Raw genomic sequence first — 19,465 nt, 5'->3', positions numbered from 1 at the left:
CCACCTTTCAGTTAAGCTTTAGGCTTTTTTGTTCCATACTTAGATCTACCCTTTTTTCTATTATTAACACCGAGAGTATCCTTGGCTCCTCTAACAATATGGTATCTTACTCCAGGCAAATCTTTAACTCGACCACCTCTAATAAGAACCACAGAATGCTCTTGCAAATTATGGCCAATTCCCGGAATATATGCTGTTACTTCAAATCCATTTGAAAGTCTAACACGAGCTACTTTTCTTAAAGCTGAATTAGGCTTTTTAGGAGTTACAGTCATTACACGCGTACAAATTCCCCTTCTTTGAGGACAATTTTGAAGCGCAGGAGATGCGGTCTTCTCCGTTTGACTTTTTCTAGGCTTTCTAATTAACTGATTAATTGTAGGCATTTATCAACGCTCTCCTTTTAGAAATTATTAATAAAATGGTAGCAAATATATCACTTATTTTCAAGTTAAACCTTAGCATCGATATTTTCACTAACTTTAATTTTTTTATAAAGTCCCATACCGGTTCCAGTAGGAATTAAATGCCCAATTACAACATTTTCCTTTAATCCCCTAAGATCATCTATTTTTCCAGCAATAGAAGCATCTGTTAATACTTTCGTTGTTTCCTGGAAAGAAGCTGCAGAAATAAAAGAATCTATATTAAGAGACGTCTTAGTTACTCCTATAAGAATAGGACTTGCTATTGCTGGCTCACCACCTTGTTCGATTACTTTTCTATTTTGCTCATAAAAAGTATGCTTATCTACCTTTTGTCCATAAACAAAATTGGTATCACCAACTGCTACAATCTTAACCTTTTTCATCATTTGTTTAATTATCACACCAATATGTTTGTCATTAATGCTAACACCCTGCTTTCGATAAACATCCTGAATTTCTGCCAACAGAAACTCTTGCAAACTAATCCCGCCTAAAATTTCAAGCACATCATGAGGATTAATTCTGCCATCACAAAGCATATCGCCTGCTTTAACAACATCTCCATCTCTAACCAAAAGATGCTTACCGGCTGGAATATAATGTTTATGTTCAACCCCATACTCATCTAAAATATTAATAAGTCTTTTACCTTTTTGAATTGATTTAAATTGCACAATTCCACTTACTTTAGCCATTTCAGTTAAATTCTTAGGAATTCTTGTTTCAAAAAGATCATTAACACGAGGCAATCCCCCTGTAATATCTTGAGTTTTTTCAGAGCCTTTAGAAAGTTTTGCAATAACATCTCCTATATTAATATTTTGACCATCTTCAACTTGAAGATAAGCATCTCCTGGTAATACATAAGATGCAACCTCCATACCACTACTATCAATAATAAAAATCCTAGGATCAAGAGATTCAAAAACATTATCTGTAATTCTTTTCTCAACATTTCCTGTTTCAGTATTAATCTCTTCTTTAAGGGTGGTCCCTAAAATAATGTCCTTAAATTTAATTTTGCCTTTAACTTCTGCAATAATAGGCTCTGCAAATGGATCAAATGTACCGATAACTTTACCTGATTCAACATAATCACCAACCCCTATTTCAAGCTTTGTGCCAGCTTTTAAAGCAACTTCTTGCTCTTCTGATACTATTAAAAATTTATCGTCTCTTAATTTAGCATAACCAATATAAGAAGAGAGAATCTCTACACCCTTTTTATTAACAAACAAAGAAATTCCTTTGATTACTCTTTGAGAATCTGAAACTTTAATCTCTTTTATGTTCTTAATTTTTTCCTCATAAAAAACATTGATTATTTTTAAAGTTCCTTTTCTTGTGAAAAGAATTCCATTGTCAACATTAACATTAAAACCCTCTATACTATTAAGTATAAAAGCATTCTTTAAAGATATTTTATCATCTTCACTGCCGGCCTGAGCAACTCCACCAATATGAAAAGTTCTCATGGTCAATTGAGTTCCTGGTTGACCTATAGACTGAGCAGCAATTATTCCTACAGCCTCGCCAATATTGACAGGCTTATTCTTTGAGAAGTCTCTACCATAACATTTTTGACAAACACCATGCTCAGCTTCACATGTTAAAACAGATCTAATCACAAGCTTTTCAATACCAATTTTCTCTAATAATTCTATTTTGGCTTCTGAGATTTCTTCATTTGCATCTAAAACGATCTCACCAGTAATTGGATTTTTTATTCTTTCAATGGAATAGCTCCCAACAGCTTTTTCTTTTAAAGATTCTAATATTTCTTCACCATTTTTGACAGTTTCAACTTTTATTCCATTTATGGTTCCACAATCTTCTATTCTGACAACAACATCTTGAGCAATGTCTACTAATCTTCGAGTTAAATATCCAGCATCAGCTGTCTTAAGAGCAGTATCTGCTAGACCTTTTCTAGCTCCATTTGTAGATATAAAAAACTCTATCACAGAAAGACCTTCTTTAAAGTTAGAAATAATTGGAAGCTCAATAATATCCCCAGAAGTTTTTGCCATTAATCCTCGCATACCAGCAAGCTGTCTTATTTGATTTCTACTACCCCTAGCACCAGAATCTGCCATCATATATATAACATTAAATCCATCTCTGTCTTTCTTTAAAATTTCCATCATCTTATTAGTAAGTTCTTCGTTAGTCTTTAACCAAACAGAAACTACATTATTATAGCGCTCTTCACCAGTAATAACACCTTTGGCATAATCATTTTGAATTTTAGCAATCTCTTTATTAGCCCTGTCTATATAAGTTTTCTTTTCATTAGGAACAATAATATCGCTCATACTAATTGTGCACCCAAACTTAGTGGCATACTTAAAGCCAAGCTCCTTGATAATGTCAAGCATTTCAATTACAGTAGAAGAACCATGAACTACATAAACTTTTGATATTAAAATTTGTAGTTCCAAATCACTAAGAGTTTTATTTACGAATTCAATTCCATTGGGCAAAGCCTCGTTAAATATAACCCTACCGGCTGTAGTTTTTTTGTATTCGCCATCAATTTTTACATAAATAGAAGCATTGTAATCTAGACTTCTATTATTTATAGCGAGAATAACGTTGCTAAAGTTTAAAAACTTTTTACCTTCCCCAACAGTATTCTTTTTTTCCATCGTTAAATAATAAAGACCTAAAACAATATCTTGAGATGGAAAAACAATAGGATGCCCGTTTGCGGGATTTAAAAGATTGTTTGTTGAAAGCATTAAAGCCCAACTTTCAGCTTGTGCTGATGGAGTAAGGGGGACATGCACTGCCATTTGATCACCATCAAAATCAGCATTATACGCATGACAAACAAGAGGATGTAATTTTATTGCCTTACCCTCAACTAACACAGGCTCAAAAGCTTGAATTCCAAGTCTATGAAGAGTAGGCGCCCTATTTAAAAGAATGGGATGCTCTTTTATAACAAGATCTAAAATTTGCCATACCTCGTCCACTTCTTGTTCGATTAAATTCTTTGCTCTTTTAATATTAAAAACAGCCTCACTCTCAATTAATCTTCTTATCACAAAAGGCTTAAACAGCTCAAGAGCCATTTTTGCAGGTAGTCCACATTGATGCAGCTTTAACTCAGGTCCAACAACAATAACAGAACGACCAGAATAATCTACTCTTTTCCCAAGAAGATTTTGCCTAAACCTTCCCTGTTTACCTTTTAAAGCATCGGAAAGCGACTTAAGAGGTCTACTAGATGAGCCTTTGACAACCTTTCTTTTATGAGAATTATCAAAAAGAGAATCTACCGATTCTTGAAGCATTCTTTTTTCATTTCTCACAATAATCTCTGGCGCATTAAGAAGAAGTAACTTCCTTAAACGATTATTCCTATTTATAACTCTTCTGTAAAGATCATTAAGATCAGATGTTGCAAAGCGCCCTCCATCAAGCTGAACCATTGGCCTAATCTCTGGAGGAATAACAGGAAGAACCTCCATAATCATCCATTCTGGCTTATTCCCAGAAATTTTAAAATTTTCAATAATTTCAAGACGTCTTAAAAGTTTCTTATCAGTTTTATCATCTTTATCTATCATTTGAATCCTAAGCTTAGATGAAAGTTCATCAAGATCAAGATTTTCAAGAAGAGTTTTAATAGCTTCAGCTCCCATCGAAGCATTAAAAGACATTCCATATCGCTCTCTAGCTTCTATGTACTCATCTTCATTTAAAAGTTGCATTTTTTTAAGATCAGTATCACCCGGTTCAATTACTACATATTTTTCATAATAAAGAATAGAATTTAAACTAGATGCTGTAATGTCAAGCAAAAGACCAATCCTAGAGGGTATATATTTGTAATACCAAATATGGGCAACTGGAGCTGCTAGCTCAATATGTCCCATTCTTTCACGTCTCACCTTAAAATGGGTAACTTCTACATTACAACGATCACAAATAATACCTTTATATCTAATTGATTTAAATTTACCGCAATAACATTCCCATTCTTTTGTAGTGCCAAAAATCCTTTCACAAAAAAGCCCATCCTTCTCGGGTCTTAAGGTTCTATAATTAATAGTCTCGGACTTTTTAACCTCTCCGTAAGACCAATTTCTAATTTGATCAGGAGATGCTATTTTAATTTTTATTTTTTCAAAATCTTTTATCTCTTTCATAAAAACTCCAAAAACCTAGCTTTTATTAATCAATTCTTCTTCTTTTTCTGTCAAAGGAACTTGATTCCCACTTTCATCGTAAATTGACAAATCAAGTCCAAGTCCTCTAAGCTCTTGCATTAGCACATTAAAAGACTCAGGAATACCTGATACATTAGTAGGAACGCCTTTTACTATATTTTCATATATCTTGACTCTACCCGACATATCATCAGATTTAACTGTTAAAAGTTCTTGAAGAGTGTGAGCTGCACCATAAGCCTCAAGGGCCCAAACCTCCATTTCTCCAAGTCTTTGCCCACCAAATTGAGCTTTTCCTCCAAGAGGTTGTTGAGAAACAAGAGAATATGGTCCTGTTGATCTTGCATGCATTTTATCATCAACAAGGTGGTGAAGTTTAAGCATGTAAATCACTCCAACCATTACTTCATTTTCAAACGGCTCTCCTGTATAACCATCATATAAAATTTCTTTAGAAGTTGGATTAAATCCAGCTTTTTTCAATTTTTCTTGAATTTGTTCATTTGTGGCAGATTCAAAAACAGGAACATTATAAGATTCACCAAGATATTTACCAGCAAGGCCTAATTGCGATTCCATTAACTGTCCAATATTCATCCTAGATGGAACTCCTAAAGGATTTAAGCATATGTCAAGAGGGGTTCCGTCTGCAAGATAAGGCATATCTTCAACAGGAAGAATTTTTGCAACAACACCTTTATTGCCATGTCGTCCAGCCATTTTATCACCCTCTTTAAGCTTCCTTTTTTTAGCAACATAAACTTTAAGTATCTCCTCAACCCCAGGAGCAAGATTGCCAACATCCTCTTTAGTAATCCTTTGAACATCAATAACTGTACCTTCAGTGCCATGAGGAACTTTTAAAGAATTATTTTTAACATCTTTTGCTTTTTCTCCAAAAATGGAAGTTAAAAGTCTAAATTCAGGAGTAATGTCTCCTTCTGATTTTGGAGTAACTTTACCAACCAAAATATCACCAGGCTTCACATAGGTTCCTATCCGTATAATCCCATTTTCATCTAATTTGTTTAGTATCTTCTCGCTAACATTTGGTATATCTCCTGTAACCTTCTCAGGACCAAGTTTAGTTTCTCTTACCTCTATGCTAAATTCTTTAATATGAATAGATGTATAAAGATCTTCCTTTACAATTTTATCAGAGATTAATATAGCATCCTCATAATTAAACCCATTCCAAGGAATAACCCCTAGTAATAAATTATTACCAAGAGCAAGCTCTCCATATCTAGTAGCAGGACCATCAGCTATTATCTCTCCCCTTTCAACCTTTTGGCCCTCTTTAACCAAAACGGATTGATTAAAACAAGTATCTTGATTTGTCCGTTCATACTTAACAATATGGTATTCATCTAAATCTTTAGCATTTTCTGATTCAAAAGGCTTAACAACTATTTTATTACTTGTTGCAAGAACAACTTCCCCACTTCTTTTAGCCTTAACTACTACTCCTGAATCCTTTGCAACAATACTTTCCATCCCTGTGCCAACAATCGGGGGTTTAGGGAAAAGCAGGGGTACTGCTTGTCTTTGCATATTAGAACCCATAAGAGCTCGATTTGCATCATTGTGCTCAAGAAAAGGAATTAATGCCGAAGATACTGAAATTAGCTGCCTAGGGGAGACATCCATATAGTCTATATTTTTGGGGCTTGTTGTAGTATAATCACCAGAAATTCTAACAGAAACTAAATCTTCAAGATACTTTCCATTAGAATTAAAGGCAGCATTGGCCTGCGCAATACACTTTTTCTCTTCATCAATAGCAGATAAATATTCTAATTCGTCAGTCACTTCTCCATTAACAACTTTCCTATAGGGAGTTTCCAAAAAACCATAATCATTAACTCTCGAATAAGTAGCTAAAGAAACAATAAGTCCAATATTTGGTCCTTCAGGAGTTTCAATAGGACACATTCTGCCATAATGGGTGTAATGGACATCTCTTACTTCAAATCCTGCTCTATCTCTTGAAAGTCCCCCTGGTCCAAGGGCATTAAGACGCCTTTTGTGGGTAAGTTCGGCCAAAGGATTGACCTGATCCATAAACTGCGAAAGCTGGCTGGTTGCAAAAAATTCTTTAACAGCAGATACAATAGGTTTAACACTTATTAACTCTTGGGGCTTTAGATTAAAAACTTCCTTATTAGACATTCTATCTTTAGCAATTTTTTCAACTCTTGACATCGCGCCTTTATATATATTGGTAAGAAGCTCTCCAACAGAACGCACTCTTCTATTTCCTAAATGATCAATATCATCAAGAATATCATGACCTTCATATATTCTTAAAAGATGAGATATTGTGTTAACAATATCATCCATAGTTAAAACCGATGTACTTAAGTCGTCAAATCCAAATTTTTTAGAAAGTTTATAGCGCCCCACACGCCCAAGATCATATCTTCTTTCAGAAAAGAATATAGTTTTTAAATCATTTTCAGCATTATCAATCGATATTGGTTCACCAGGGAAAAGAGCCCCATACACAGCAAGCATAACTGATTCTTTTGGAAGCTCTTTAGAGCCATCCTTTAATGCAAAAAAGGCATCCTCTTTCTCAAGACAATTTAAAATAACATTTGAACTCACAAAGCACTTTCCAGAAATAGCATCATAACCATCAAAATCAACAAGCTCTATTTCATTTACTCCATTTTGCAAAAAATCTTCAACATCTTGTAGAGTAATCTTATCTCCTGCTCGATAATACATATTCTCTCTTATGTTAATGTTCTTAGCTAAATATTGACCTGGAAGGTCTCTTTTTGTGCCGTCTTCAACTTTAATTTTTTTAATGTTATAAAAAGTTTCTATTATTTTTTCTCTCGTATCAAATCCTAAAGCTCTTAAAAAAAGAGTTATGAGTATCCTTTTTTTTCTATCTATCTTTACATAAAGATAATCTTTTTTAGAATCAATCTCAAATTCTAACCAAGAACCACGATAAGGAATTATTCTGGCAGAATACAAATCTTTTTCTTTATAAAAAACAACTCCTGGGGATCTATGAATTTGAGAAACAACAACCCTCTCGGCCCCATTAATAATAAAAGTTCCCCTTTCTGTCATTAAAGGAATAGTTCCCATATAAACGTCTTTTTGCCTTATTTCTCCAGTAGTCAAAAATTGTAAATTTAGTCTTACTTTTAAAACAGCTTCATAACTTTGACCCTTTCTTTTACATTCTTTTTCTGTAAAATTAAGGGCATCGTTTTCTATATAGTACCTTTCATACTCAAGAGCAACATCACCATTTCCACTTTTGATGGGAAATATATTTCTAAAAACAGACTCAAGGCCTTCATTAAGTAAAGGTTTTTTATTTTTTAATTTATCAAGTTGTAAAAATTTTTCATAAGAATTTAATTGTATTTCTATCAGGTTAGGTAGGTCTAAAATCTCATCAGCTCTTCCTTGTCCCAGATGAACTCTTTTTATCATTAAAAGACTCCTTTTTTAAGACATAACAAGCCGCATATCATAAAGACATGCGGAATAACAACTTTGATATATTTTTAATTTTTTTATTTAACTTCAACTTTTGCGCCAACTGCCTCAAGTTTCTTTTTTAATTCCTCAGCATCTGACTTAGAAAGACCTTCTTTAATAGCTTTAGGGGCAGATTCAACTAAAGCCTTAGCTTCTCCAAGACCAAGCCCTGTAATAGATCTAACCTCTTTTATAACATTTATCTTACTATCACCAAAAGACATAAGAATTACATCAAATTCAGTTTGTTCTTCAGAATCAGTTGAGCCTGTTGAAGCAGCACCCCCTCCGACAGCAGAAATAGCGGCAGTTACTCCAAACTTTTCCTCAATAGCTGTTACAAGGTCAACAACTTCCATAGTTTTTGCACCCTCAAGCCAGGTTAAAATATCTTCTTTGCTTAGTGCCATATTAACTCCTTATATATTTTCATTTTACAGTGATAGCATGCACTCAAAAATTAAGACTAACACTGCCATGTTAATTTTTAACATCAGCCAAAGCTTTCAAGGTTCTTGCAAGCTTAGAAACTGGCGCTTTTAACACGCTAGCTAATAAAGAAATAGACTCTTTTTTGGTAGGAAGCTTACTATAAGCTTGAACTTTAGCTTCATCATAAAACTCTCCTAAAACAAAACCACCCTTTACTTTTAAGGTACTACTTTTTACAAAATCATAAAAAATTTTTGCTATTACATTAGCCTCTTCTAATGCAGTAACAACAACCGTAGGACCAACCAAACAAGAATCAACAATATTAATATTCTTTTCTTTTAAAACCATCTTCATTATATTGTTTTTAACAACTTTTAAGGCTCCATGTTCGCCTTCTATTTTATTACGAAGATCTGTCAACTGAGATACACTTAAACCTCTATAGTCTAAGAAAAAAAGATTTTGTTTATTGTCTATAAATTTTTTCAATAAATCAAACATTTCCAGCTTTTTAGAATTTATTTTTGCACTCATAATGCTACCTCCAAACAAAATCAACTTTTATAGAAGGCCCCATAGTAGATGAAATATAAATACTGTCTATAAAAGCTCCCTTTAAGTCACTTGGCCTTTTTTTAACAACTTCCTTGATAAATTCATCATAATTTTCTTTTATCTTTTCATTGTCCATAGAAGATTTACCAAAAGAAAAGCTTATTACGCCATTTTTATTTGCTCTAAACTCTGTTCGACCCTTTTTAAGACTGTTGATTGCATCTTTAAGATTATTTGTGACTGTTTGAGTCTTTGGATTTGGCATTAAGCCTCTTTTCCCTAAAATAGGGCCAAGTCTTCCAACGTCCTTCATCATATCAGGAGTTGCAACAACAACATCAAATTCATCCCAGCCACTTTTAATCTTATTAATAAGATCATCATCTCCAACATAAGTTGCACCAAAAGCTCTAGCTTCATCTGCTCGATCGCCTTTTGCAAAAACAAGTATTCTTTTTGGCTTCATAAACTGATTTGGCAAAACTATAGTGTCTCTAACAGTATGATTCTTTTTTAAATTAAGGTTAATAGATATATCTATAGTTTCATCAAATTTAACAAATTTGATTTCTTTCAACAGTGAAATTGCATCTTCAATGCTATAAAATTTACTCTTATCTACTTTAGAAAAAGCTGCAATATATTTTTTACCCTTTTTTGACATTATTTCTCCACCTCAACACCCATTGAGCGCGCACTCCCTGAAATAATTTTAAACGCTGCTGATTCTGATTTTGCGTTTAAATCAGGCATTTTGATTTTTACTATCTCCATTAACTTTTCTTTTGATATAGTTCCAACTTTATCTGTATTGGATTTTTTAGATCCTGATTCTATCCCAATAGCTTTTTTAATTAAAATCGAAGCTGGAGGAGTTTTTACAATAAAAGAAAAACTTTTGTCACTATAAACAGTAATAATAACGGGAACCACAATGCCGGGATCCATCTTTGCGGTTCTCTCATTAAATTCCTTTACAAACTGAGGACCGCTCACTCCATGAGGTCCGAGCGCTTGTCCTATTTTAGCTCCTGGAGCTGCTTGAGCAGCTGGAACCTGCAATTTAATCCAAGAAATTGCTTTTTTTTTTGCCATAATATCATCTCCTTATGGTAATAACGCTTTAAAAGCTCCCATTAGTATCAAATTTTAAATCTTTTCTATGTGTTGAAAATCAACTTCAACGGGCGTTGACCTTCCAAAAATTTGAACTGCAACTTTTAATTTCTTTCTTTCGTAATCAATAGAACTAATAAGTCCTTCAAAGGAATCAAAAGGCCCACCTTTAATTCTGACCCTTTCTCCTTCTTCAAAGTCATAAAGCATAAAAATAGATTTATTTGCTTTAATCTCTCCAGTAAGCATAAAAACACTTTTTACTTCTTCATCATTAATGGGAATAGGCTTTTGCCCCTTACTAACACCAACAAAATTAATAACACCTTGAACTTTAATGATATTGGCAATAACATCTTTCCAACCTACTTCTGGGAGATCTAGCTCAATAAGAATATAACCTGGCCAAATTTTTCTCTCTCTTATTCTTTTCTTACCATTTTTTATCTCTTCTACTTTTTCAATAGGAGCCTTAACATCCAATACTATACTACCAAAAGCACCTTCGCTTATTAAAAGCCTTATGTCTTGCTCTATCTTTTTCTCATATTGAGAATAAGTTTGAACTACATACCAAGCTCTAGACATAATTTAACCTTCTTATAATAAAACTAAAATACATAAGTTACAACAAGAAACATGAGATAATCAACTATACCTAAGAAGATTGAAACAAATAATACTAACCAAAAAACTTGTTTCCCATTTTCAACCACTTCATTATACTTAGGCCATGTTACCTTCTTAAGCTCCAAGATACTATCTTTGATAAACCTAAACACTTAAAGCCTCACTTTAATTCTAACAACAGGTCAGGAGGGATTCGAACCCCCAGCATACAGTTTTGGAGACTGTCGTTCTACCGTTGGAACTACTGACCTATTATTTGCTATTTTATTTTTCCTTCCTTATGAAGAGTGTGTTTGCGTAATTTTGGACAATATTTCATCAATTCCAACTTTTCTTGCTTATTACGTCTATTCTTAGTAGTGGTATAATTTCTAATTCCTGTCTCTTCACAAATCAAAGATATAAGCTCAACAGCTCCTTTCCCTTTCTTTTTACCCATACAACAAAACTCCTAACTACCAATAAAAGCCCTCAATCGGACTTGAACCGACGACCCCCACCTTACCATGGTGGTGCTCTACCAACTGAGCTATAAGGGCATTAATTCCTTATAAAACTCTTTATTATCTTAGTTGATTGTTTGGAAAAAAACAAGTACCCAGTTTAATTTTCTTGCTTTATTACAACAAGTTTTCCGTCTTGCAAAAGTTTAATGTTATTGCTGTTTGAAAACAGCTTATTAATAGAATACTCATCAAGTATAATATCTGTATTATTTTTGCCATAAACACTTTTGGCAACTAATTTTAAAGGACGATGCCCAACCCTATTTTTGTTATTATAAAGAATATCATTACTATACTCAAGCATTCCCCATTTTTTTAAAGCCTCTGAAGAAACCATTCTCTTGTCAAAATATGGCCTAATGTTTTCATCATAAATTTTGATAAAAAAAGAGTCTTCTAATTTTTTAGATCCAAAAGTATTGCTATAGACTTCACCTACATAAATCACAATCCCTGTATAATCAGTCTTATCAACATCAGAATTTACTAATGGATAAAAAGATTTATATGGCTTTTCATGCGAAAAAAATAAATTTATAAAATCGGGGAAAAGACTAAGCTCATACCTAACAGTTAGACTTCTTAAGTCTTCTGAATATTTTATATAAGATCTTTTCAAAATACTATTGGGGCCTGAAAAATTAAGTATTAAGCTGGGATTCAAATCAAAATAATTCTTAAAAGTATTTTCAGAGTCCATAATTATCTTAAAAAGAGACTCTCTTATTAACGTATCTTTAAAATCATTGATAGTTGCTATTAATTTAGACGCTGTATTTAAGCCTACTGGCCTAAATTCATTTTCATTAATTTCCTTAACAATATCAAAACAAATAACCTTCCTATCCCAATCAATTATTCTATGCACACTTGTTTCGGCAACCTCATCTTTTATTATGGAAACATTAGAATAAAGTAGAAATAAATAACTAAAAAGAAACTTAAGAAAATGCATTATCTCCTTCCTATTATTTTTTGCCTAAATATACACCGATCCAAGTCCAGCCATTATTAATTTCTGGATCTTTAGGATAAGCAATTCTTTTAAAAACAAAATACCATTCTCGAATATAATCCCATCCGCTTGATTCAAGATAAGATACATCATCACTAGAATCCGCCTCAAGATGCTTTGCAAATTGTATTCCGTTTTTTCTTCTCCCTCCAAGCCTAATCATCGTGGTTAAAAAGCTGTTGGTATTAATGGAATTACTTTTCCCGCCCTTTTGATCCCAGCTTTGAATAAAAAAATTATTCTTATCTCTTATATTAAGCAGCTTAAAAGTATCTCCAGAAAGAACAAATTTTTTAACATCCTGGATTAAATCTCCTAAATTTCTATAAACAACAAACTCTGGATTATTAAAGTAATTAATTTTTGTAACTACATTAAAATAGTCTCTAGAATCTATTTTTAAATGTGCTCTTGGAATTGAAAGAAATTTTTTATAGTAAAAATAAGATTCATCGTAATCTTGAACATCTTCCAAGCTTAATGCAAGATTATAAAAATAATTACCTTTTTCCTCATTATTTAAATTATCAATTTCTGTATTTAATATAAATTTGTAATAATTGATCTTATCGATTGAATCAATATTTAAATTAACAATCTTTTTGGCTACTCTTGTTTTCACTGAACAGTTTTCATAAACATAATCATCAAAATTGTCAACAACATACTTATAAATACTAAAAGCTACAAAATCTTCTCCCATAGAATCATAAATATTGCCCATTAAATAAAGATACAAAGGATAATATTCTCTAGACTCATCATCAATAATTCCACTATTTACAATTTCTAAAGCATTTTCATAATTTTTATTTGCAATATATATATTAACAGCTCTATCAATAATAAGAAATTTATCTAATCTATTCTTATTAGAAGATTTTAAAAGATGCGTAAGATTTTGAATCTCGCTTTGTTTTTGTTTACAAGAAGTAAACAAAAACAAAAACAAAATCAAAAAAAATTTAGCAATTTCAGCAAACAGATTCATAAGAGTATTTTACAATATAAACTATACATAATAAAATGCACACCTTAATTTAAAAAATTATCAAATTTTTTATAAATACTAATTTAACATGATCACATTTTATATTAATAAATATACAAAAAACATCAAAATAAAATAGCCAAAATCTAAATTATAGATTTAAAATAAAAATACCTAATATTTAAAATATAGATAATTATGATTATAAAAACATTGAAAAACAATCTTATAATAACCTATAATAAATGTTAATTTAATACTTATTAAAAAAGCAATCATCTAAAATTAAATACTTTATTAAAGGAATACAAAACTCACAAAACATGAAAAAGGAATTAATTATACTTTTTTTATTATTACAAATAATAAAAAATTTGAATTCAATAAACACTGATACAAGTACTTCAATAATAAAAGAATTACAAAAAAATTTGTATGCTTTTAATAGTAAAGAATATCAAAATAATAAGGACACTTTAAATAAGTTTATAAATTCAATAAATATAAACGATAAAAAAACCTTGCAAAATTTAGAAAAAATTAAAAATGATCTTTTTATAATATCCGTTTTTTTCGACAATAAAAAAGGAGTTTTAATTGCACTAAATCTTGGAGCAGAAATAAACCTTAAACATAAAATATCTCCAATTTCAATTTCAATAATAAACAATAAATTTGAAATCATAAAAATATTGGTAGATTATGGAATAGGTCTTAATCAAATAGATGATACCGGGCATTCTCCAATATTTTGGGCAATATATACTAATAATGAAAAAGTATTTGAATTTTTAAAAGAAAGCGGAGCTGATTTAAGTTGCACACTTGAAAATAGAAAAACACCAATGCAAGCCGCAATAGAAACAGAAAATATAAAATTAATTGAATCTCTTAAAAATAAAAAAATTTACATTGACGACAATTACAAAAAAGAAATTAAAGCGCTGAAAAACAAAGAAATAGTTAGAATTCTAGCAAAATAGAAAATAAATTTAATACCCATCAGATGTTTGAATATTTTTATCTTTATCAATAAGATCTTTGTATATAAAAGATTTTTTAGCAAGTGTCTCTTTTAAATTTTTAGAAAAGGGTAAATTTCTCCACATTATTCCACGCACCAATTTATCAAGCTTTTGAATTCCCTTACTTTCCTTCTCTATCCAAAGAAAATAATCTTCTAGAAAAAAATTTTTAACATTTCCTTTTTTAATAAACTTAACATAATAATCGTAATATTGACCTGTAATTCCTGTTTCCATCCACCTAAAAGAAGCTTGTTCTTTAGCAAGCTCCCAAACAAAATCACCAATGCCTAAAATAACCGCCCTTTTCAAGTTTTTAGCATACATAGGTATTAATATTTTACCCCTACCATTTGCTCTATTTTTAACATCAATTGATTCCCAACAAATTCCTTTATCACCATAAGAAGGTATCAATATAAAATAAGGAACCACTCTAAGCAAATCTCCTCTATACGCTTTTTGAAAAAGCCGGGGCTGAATATCTTCGATTTCCGAAACAAGTTGCATAATTCTTTCTCTGCTTCCAAAAAATTGAGGATTGGCAACTATATTATTTCTCAAAAGAATAGGAAAATGGTTGCCTCTTGGGCCTATTGCAAGCTTATTAGCACTTCTAATAGCCTCAACTTCATCATATGCAATAGTTGATTCAACAGACATTCCAATATTGTTCATTTTATTTTGAATTTCAAAAAGCTCTTTATTAGCATCTTCAATTTTATTGATAAAAACATTAATATCTCTATTTGATTTAATAAGATCATTAACATAATCACTGGCAAAATTTAAGGGCTTTAAAATAGAATTGGCATAAGGGCTTTTTACTCCGTATTCAGGGATATAAGTTGAATCGTTTTGGCTATTATGTGAAAATAAAAATCCAAACATATTTCTTAGTTTGCAAAGAGCTTCTTCCCTAATCTTGTCAGTTCTCTTTAGGCTGCTCTTTGCAAAATCAATATTTGCCAAAAGTTTTTCTTTTTTATTAAGTAAAATTTTTTCCATATCTTCTTCTTTAAAATTATCCATCGGCAAATCAGTTGCTAATCTACTAAGCTTTAAACTACTAACTCCATAAAGCCATTCATCAAAATAAATAAAAGACTCATTATAATGATTGTCCCAAATAGTTTTTGAAATTAATAACTGAATTTCAGATCCAAGTGCATTTGGAATAAGAGCAGCAAATCTAAATAAAATTTTCTGCTCCATAGTTAATGACGAAATGTTTTTTGCAATTGATTTCAAAAAAGACCAATAAATGTTAATCACTTGATTATACTTTAAAACCCTATCAACCTCTTCTGGTTGAGGATTTAAATAATCTACTAAAACTTTATGAAGCTTAAGACCAATTTCTTTGCTACTTGAAATAAGATTTTTATAAAAATCTTTAGTAAAAAATTGTTTATCATGCTCCTCTAAAGTTAAAATATTTGGCAATCTTGAATCTAAATCTGTATCTACAGAATCAGGATATTTATACAAAAAACCCCCAAAAACACCCCCAAGCAACATAACAACATAATTATAATTGTAACTCTAAAGTTTATATTTACAAAAAAATTTAGTACTATTATTATGCACAGTGTACCTTAAATCTCTGAAAGGAGAAGTCATATGAATGTAAAAATCAATTTTTTTTTCACTATACCCATTGGAATATTATTGGGATTGTTTTTACCTCTTGGGATTTACAGCTCTTTATCTCATGCTTTTATAAGATTATCATACTTATCTCTTATTCCTTTTTTAATATTTTCAATTCCATTAGGAATTGAAAATATTATTGAAAATAAAAACTTTAAAAAACTATTTAGCAAAACAATTTATTATGGAATTTTAATCAACCTATCTGGAGTTGCTGTATCAATAACAGCTGCAATAATATATCTTCCACAAAGAATTCCAATACTAGAAAAAACAATGCAAAATATATATTTTTTTGAAAAAGAAGCTTTATTAGAAACATTTTTCCCAAAAAATATTTTCAAAATATTTACGTCTAGTAATCCAAATTTACTTAGCATCTATATGATTTCAATAATAATAGGCACTAGTTTTTATTATGCAAAACAAAAGGGAAGAATAGCTAGAGAACTAATGCTAAGCGCATCCAATCTTTTTTACCATGCAAATGGATTTATTGCAAATATATTAAATATAGGAATTATTTTTATAACAGCAGATTATACTACAAGCTTAAAAAGCTTTAAAGATTATCAAAATTATACAAATAGCATAACATTCTTTTTGACATGGACAATTATAATTTTATTCGCAATATTGCCAATAATTAGCTATAGATTAACAAAGAATTTCAGAATGATATATAAAGGAATCTTTGTATCATTTAAAAACATAATATTTTCAGGACTAACAAAAGATTCTTATTCCCCTTATGTAATATTAATAGAAGATATTAAAAACGAAAGAATAAATATAAAAAAATCTATAATTATAAATATACCTCTAATAAATTTTGTTTCTAAATTTGGAACTATCTTTGTTTCAGTAATATCATTTTTTATAATTTTAAAATCATATTCAAGCTTGCCTATTTCTATCTATGAAATAAGCTATATGAGTACTTTATCATTTTTTTTTGTCCTTGCATTTCCTCATATACCAAATAGCTTAATTTATGTAATTACAATGCTTTGCTCTACTTATACAAAAGGAATAGAGCTAAATGTTTCCAACATAACCCCAATGCTGCCAATACTAATCTCTTTGGCTTTACTAATTGACTTTGCTTTTAACATTGCAATTATTCATATAATAAACTTTAAAGAATTGAAAGATCAAGAAAAGATTAATTAAAGCCAAACAAATTAATAAGATTTGGCAAATAAAACAAAATATTTAGCTCTAGAAGCACAATAAATACAGGCCATATCTGTTAAATCCTTGGCTTTAAAATCATCAGGAATGCATCTTATTGTAGCTTTAGTTTCATTTTTAATAATATTTTCGCAATCCAAACCACCACACCAACAAGAAAGCACAAATCCAGAATGATCATTCATGTAAGCTTTGAATAACTCATAACTATCCTTCCCAGTTCTAAAAATCTCCCTAGTATTTAAGGTCCTAAAATTCAATGCTTTTTTAAATAAATCCTTTTGCATAGAATCAAGCTCGATCTTAACCTTGCTGGCAAGAGAATCAAGTGATATTTGATACTTAAATTTTCTGTCTTTATCTCTTCTTACAATAGTAACAGAATTTAAAAGGACATCATTTATCCCCACTTCAATACGTATTGGAATTCCTTTAAACTCGGCAGATGAGAATCTAAATCCCGGAGAACTTCTAACATCCTTATCAATTTCAACCCTAAATTCTGCTTTTTTTAAAGCATTAACAACACAATCAGAATAGTCTAAAATCTTTTTATTAATCTCATCTTCTTTTTTAAAAATAGGAATAACAATAATTTCTATCGGAGCAATGCGAGGCGGCAAAATTAAACCTTTCTCGTCAGAATGAACCATAATCAAAGCACCAATCAATCTAGTAGAAACACCCCAACTACTAGCAAATACGTGCCTCATCTTTCCATCTTTGTCTTGAAATTTTACATCAAATGCCTTTGCAAAATTTAACCCCAAATAATGGGATGTAGCAGCTTGAAGGGCTTTTTTATCTTGCATCAATGCTTCAATTGAATAAGTAGAAACGGCCCCTGCAAATTTTTCCTTTTCAGATTTTTTACCACAAAAAACCGGAATAGCTAAATAGTCTTCCATAAATCTTTTATATAAATCCAAAATAAGCAAAGTTTCTTCTAATGCCTCTTCTTCAGTAGCATGAGCAGTGTGCCCTTCTTGCCATAGAAATTCGGTGGTTCTTAAAAAAGGCCTTGTTCTTTTTTCCCAGCGAACAACATTTGCCCATTGATTAATTTTAAGAGGAAGGTCTCTGTAAGACTTAATCCACTTACTATACATATTCCAAATAATTGTCTCAGAGGTAGGCCTTAAAACCAAAGGCTCCGCCAAGCTCTCTCCACCAGCGTCCTTAATAATAGCAAACTCAGGAGAAAATCCTTCAATATGATCCTTTTCTTTTTCTAAAAAACCATAAGGAATAAGCATGGGAAAATATGCATTCTCATGTCCAGTCTCTTTAAATTTTTTATCAAGTATGCTCTGAATTTTACTCCAAATAGAATATCCATAAGGCATAATCACCATACACCCTTTTACAGGACTATAATCAGCAAGTTTTGCTTTCTGAACTATATCTAAATACCACTTAGAATAATCATCTTCTTTTGATGCTATGAAATCACTCATAATTTATCCTTAATGAAGCATTAAACTTCTTTGAAACACTAAATAATTATATTCAATATTTTTTAACTTCAACCATAAACCGCTTATACTTATTCCCATAAGCATTTAACATGATTTTTTCCAAAACAAAAACAATTCCATCTTCATTTGGGAATAAAAAAATCTCCCTTATTTTGTAATCAATAACATTCTTTCTATAGTAATTCCCTCTTCCAACAGTCAGATGTTTTTCTAAAGCTGAATTACAATATCTGACAGATAAAAAAATATTAAAAGAAGAAGAAAGTTCTTGAGAATTAATATCCTTATTTACAAAAACTTGATATTCGTTTCCTGTTTTAAAATCAACAAAATTTAAAAAATCTGTTTCTGGAATTTCACTCTTAACATAAAAATAAATTTCTCGCCCTCTTCTTAAATGATTAATTTTAAATTCCTTAATTTTAAAATTAATCATCTTTAAAAGTTCATAAAGACTTTTATCATAACTGTCTGAATACTCAATGTACTCCTTAAAAATCTTAGAATGCACTCCAGATTTTGCAAAATTATTTTCAATAACATCAACAAAGTAAACAGCAGAATAATAATATCCATTTTCAAGTCCATATTCGCCAAACATAAAGCACTGATCATTATTTGAGAATCCTAAATTTTTAAAAAAAATATTTTCTGAAAACCCCAGTAAAAAAGAAAAAAAATAAAAAAAAACGATATACAGTTTAATCATAAGCTTTGTATAAATTTAATAACAATGAATTACATGTTAAAC

At 30.7% G+C, this 19,465-nt stretch carries 17 protein-coding genes and 2 tRNA genes; 2 read left to right on the top strand and 17 right to left on the bottom strand.

Annotated elements, in window-relative coordinates; translation table 11 throughout:
- Positions 1–11: 11 nt before the first annotated feature.
- The 14 genes from rpsL to BLA33_RS02310 form a co-directional block, all read right to left on the bottom strand.
- Positions 12–386, bottom strand: coding sequence for a 30S ribosomal protein S12 (gene rpsL, locus BLA33_RS02375; RefSeq protein WP_002656492.1), 375 nt, complete (start codon positions 384–386; stop codon positions 12–14).
- A 65-nt stretch (positions 387–451) separates the two neighbouring features.
- On the bottom strand, positions 452–4,585 hold the full coding sequence (gene rpoC, locus BLA33_RS02370; RefSeq protein ID WP_029346785.1) for a DNA-directed RNA polymerase subunit beta': 4,134 nt from the start codon (positions 4,583–4,585) through the stop codon (positions 452–454).
- 15 nt (positions 4,586–4,600) lie between these two features.
- The gene (gene rpoB / locus BLA33_RS02365) at positions 4,601–8,068 is read right to left on the bottom strand and encodes a DNA-directed RNA polymerase subunit beta (protein WP_075226391.1); all 3,468 of its coding nucleotides are present in this window, start codon (positions 8,066–8,068) and stop codon (positions 4,601–4,603) included.
- Positions 8,069–8,151: 83 nt separating this feature from the next.
- Positions 8,152–8,526 (bottom strand): 50S ribosomal protein L7/L12, encoded by a 375-nt coding sequence (gene rplL / locus BLA33_RS02360; RefSeq protein WP_029346786.1) that lies wholly within the window; start codon positions 8,524–8,526, stop codon positions 8,152–8,154.
- A 70-nt stretch (positions 8,527–8,596) separates the two neighbouring features.
- Positions 8,597–9,085, bottom strand: coding sequence for a 50S ribosomal protein L10 (rplJ, locus tag BLA33_RS02355; protein WP_004793210.1), 489 nt, complete (start codon positions 9,083–9,085; stop codon positions 8,597–8,599).
- 4 nt (positions 9,086–9,089) lie between these two features.
- The gene (gene rplA, locus BLA33_RS02350; RefSeq protein WP_004791838.1) at positions 9,090–9,770 is read right to left on the bottom strand and encodes a 50S ribosomal protein L1; all 681 of its coding nucleotides are present in this window, start codon (positions 9,768–9,770) and stop codon (positions 9,090–9,092) included.
- Entirely contained in the window at positions 9,770–10,201 is a 432-nt protein-coding gene (gene rplK, locus BLA33_RS02345) for a 50S ribosomal protein L11 (RefSeq protein ID WP_004791542.1), read from the bottom strand. Before rplK ends, rplA begins: the two co-directional genes overlap by 1 nt.
- 54 nt (positions 10,202–10,255) lie before the next feature.
- Complete coding sequence (nusG, locus tag BLA33_RS02340) at positions 10,256–10,810, bottom strand: transcription termination/antitermination protein NusG (RefSeq protein WP_004791646.1); 555 nt, start codon at positions 10,808–10,810, stop codon at positions 10,256–10,258.
- 23 nt (positions 10,811–10,833) lie between these two features.
- Positions 10,834–11,004: a preprotein translocase subunit SecE gene (gene secE / locus BLA33_RS02335; RefSeq protein ID WP_011600998.1), complete on the bottom strand. Its 171-nt coding sequence runs from the start codon at positions 11,002–11,004 to the stop codon at positions 10,834–10,836.
- A gap of 26 nt (positions 11,005–11,030) precedes the next feature.
- Positions 11,031–11,103, bottom strand: a tRNA-Trp gene (locus tag BLA33_RS02330).
- 8 nt (positions 11,104–11,111) lie between these two features.
- On the bottom strand, positions 11,112–11,291 hold the full coding sequence (rpmG, locus tag BLA33_RS02325) for a 50S ribosomal protein L33 (RefSeq protein ID WP_002556991.1): 180 nt from the start codon (positions 11,289–11,291) through the stop codon (positions 11,112–11,114).
- A gap of 27 nt (positions 11,292–11,318) precedes the next feature.
- Positions 11,319–11,391 (bottom strand) — tRNA-Thr (locus BLA33_RS02320).
- A 64-nt stretch (positions 11,392–11,455) separates the two neighbouring features.
- Complete coding sequence (locus BLA33_RS02315; RefSeq protein ID WP_029346787.1) at positions 11,456–12,313, bottom strand: hypothetical protein; 858 nt, start codon at positions 12,311–12,313, stop codon at positions 11,456–11,458.
- A 13-nt stretch (positions 12,314–12,326) separates the two neighbouring features.
- Positions 12,327–13,364, bottom strand: coding sequence for a hypothetical protein (locus tag BLA33_RS02310; RefSeq protein WP_029346788.1), 1,038 nt, complete (start codon positions 13,362–13,364; stop codon positions 12,327–12,329).
- Between the two features lie 323 nt (positions 13,365–13,687).
- On the opposite strand from BLA33_RS02310, the gene BLA33_RS02305 reads away from it, so the two are divergent.
- Positions 13,688–14,347 carry an ankyrin repeat domain-containing protein gene (locus tag BLA33_RS02305; RefSeq protein WP_004791555.1) on the top strand — a complete coding sequence of 220 codons (660 nt, stop codon included), beginning with the start codon at positions 13,688–13,690 and terminating at the stop codon, positions 14,345–14,347.
- Positions 14,348–14,356: 9 nt separating this feature from the next.
- Here the strand turns inward: BLA33_RS02305 and BLA33_RS02300 are convergent, their stop codons facing one another.
- Positions 14,357–15,910, bottom strand: coding sequence for a hypothetical protein (locus tag BLA33_RS02300; RefSeq protein WP_075226390.1), 1,554 nt, complete (start codon positions 15,908–15,910; stop codon positions 14,357–14,359).
- A 102-nt stretch (positions 15,911–16,012) separates the two neighbouring features.
- Between BLA33_RS02300 and BLA33_RS02295 the strand changes: the two genes are divergently transcribed.
- Positions 16,013–17,215: a dicarboxylate/amino acid:cation symporter gene (locus BLA33_RS02295; RefSeq protein WP_029346789.1), complete on the top strand. Its 1,203-nt coding sequence runs from the start codon at positions 16,013–16,015 to the stop codon at positions 17,213–17,215.
- A gap of 11 nt (positions 17,216–17,226) precedes the next feature.
- Here BLA33_RS02295 and proS read toward each other — a convergent pair whose 3' ends face one another.
- Positions 17,227–18,693 (bottom strand): proline--tRNA ligase, encoded by a 1,467-nt coding sequence (gene proS / locus BLA33_RS02290; protein WP_075226389.1) that lies wholly within the window; start codon positions 18,691–18,693, stop codon positions 17,227–17,229.
- A 52-nt stretch (positions 18,694–18,745) separates the two neighbouring features.
- The gene (locus tag BLA33_RS02285) at positions 18,746–19,423 is read right to left on the bottom strand and encodes a DUF2259 domain-containing protein (protein ID WP_075226388.1); all 678 of its coding nucleotides are present in this window, start codon (positions 19,421–19,423) and stop codon (positions 18,746–18,748) included.
- Positions 19,424–19,465 lie beyond the last annotated feature (42 nt).

Source organism: Borreliella garinii (assembly GCF_001922545.1).
GTDB lineage: Bacteria > Spirochaetota > Spirochaetia > Borreliales > Borreliaceae > Borreliella > Borreliella garinii.
The sequence above is the reverse complement of the archived record's forward strand: the minus strand, read 5'-3'. Positions and strand labels throughout refer to the sequence as shown.

Coding starts and splice junctions, on each gene's coding strand:
- rpsL (WP_002656492.1), bottom strand. CDS start 386: ATGCCTACAATTAATCAGTTAATTAGAAAGCCTAGAAAAAGTCAAACG.
- rpoC (WP_029346785.1), bottom strand. CDS start 4,585: ATGAAAGAGATAAAAGATTTTGAAAAAATAAAAATTAAAATAGCATCT.
- rpoB (WP_075226391.1), bottom strand. CDS start 8,068: ATGATAAAAAGAGTTCATCTGGGACAAGGAAGAGCTGATGAGATTTTA.
- rplL (WP_029346786.1), bottom strand. CDS start 8,526: ATGGCACTAAGCAAAGAAGATATTTTAACCTGGCTTGAGGGTGCAAAA.
- rplJ (WP_004793210.1), bottom strand. CDS start 9,085: ATGAGTGCAAAAATAAATTCTAAAAAGCTGGAAATGTTTGATTTATTG.
- rplA (WP_004791838.1), bottom strand. CDS start 9,770: ATGTCAAAAAAGGGTAAAAAATATATTGCAGCTTTTTCTAAAGTAGAT.
- rplK (WP_004791542.1), bottom strand. CDS start 10,201: ATGGCAAAAAAAAAAGCAATTTCTTGGATTAAATTGCAGGTTCCAGCT.
- nusG (WP_004791646.1), bottom strand. CDS start 10,810: ATGTCTAGAGCTTGGTATGTAGTTCAAACTTATTCTCAATATGAGAAA.
- rpmG (WP_002556991.1), bottom strand. CDS start 11,291: ATGGGTAAAAAGAAAGGGAAAGGAGCTGTTGAGCTTATATCTTTGATT.
- BLA33_RS02315 (WP_029346787.1), bottom strand. CDS start 12,313: ATGCATTTTCTTAAGTTTCTTTTTAGTTATTTATTTCTACTTTATTCT.
- BLA33_RS02310 (WP_029346788.1), bottom strand. CDS start 13,364: ATGAATCTGTTTGCTGAAATTGCTAAATTTTTTTTGATTTTGTTTTTG.
- BLA33_RS02305 (WP_004791555.1), top strand. CDS start 13,688: ATGAAAAAGGAATTAATTATACTTTTTTTATTATTACAAATAATAAAA.
- BLA33_RS02300 (WP_075226390.1), bottom strand. CDS start 15,910: ATGTTGCTTGGGGGTGTTTTTGGGGGTTTTTTGTATAAATATCCTGAT.
- BLA33_RS02295 (WP_029346789.1), top strand. CDS start 16,013: ATGAATGTAAAAATCAATTTTTTTTTCACTATACCCATTGGAATATTA.
- proS (WP_075226389.1), bottom strand. CDS start 18,693: ATGAGTGATTTCATAGCATCAAAAGAAGATGATTATTCTAAGTGGTAT.
- BLA33_RS02285 (WP_075226388.1), bottom strand. CDS start 19,423: ATGATTAAACTGTATATCGTTTTTTTTTATTTTTTTTCTTTTTTACTG.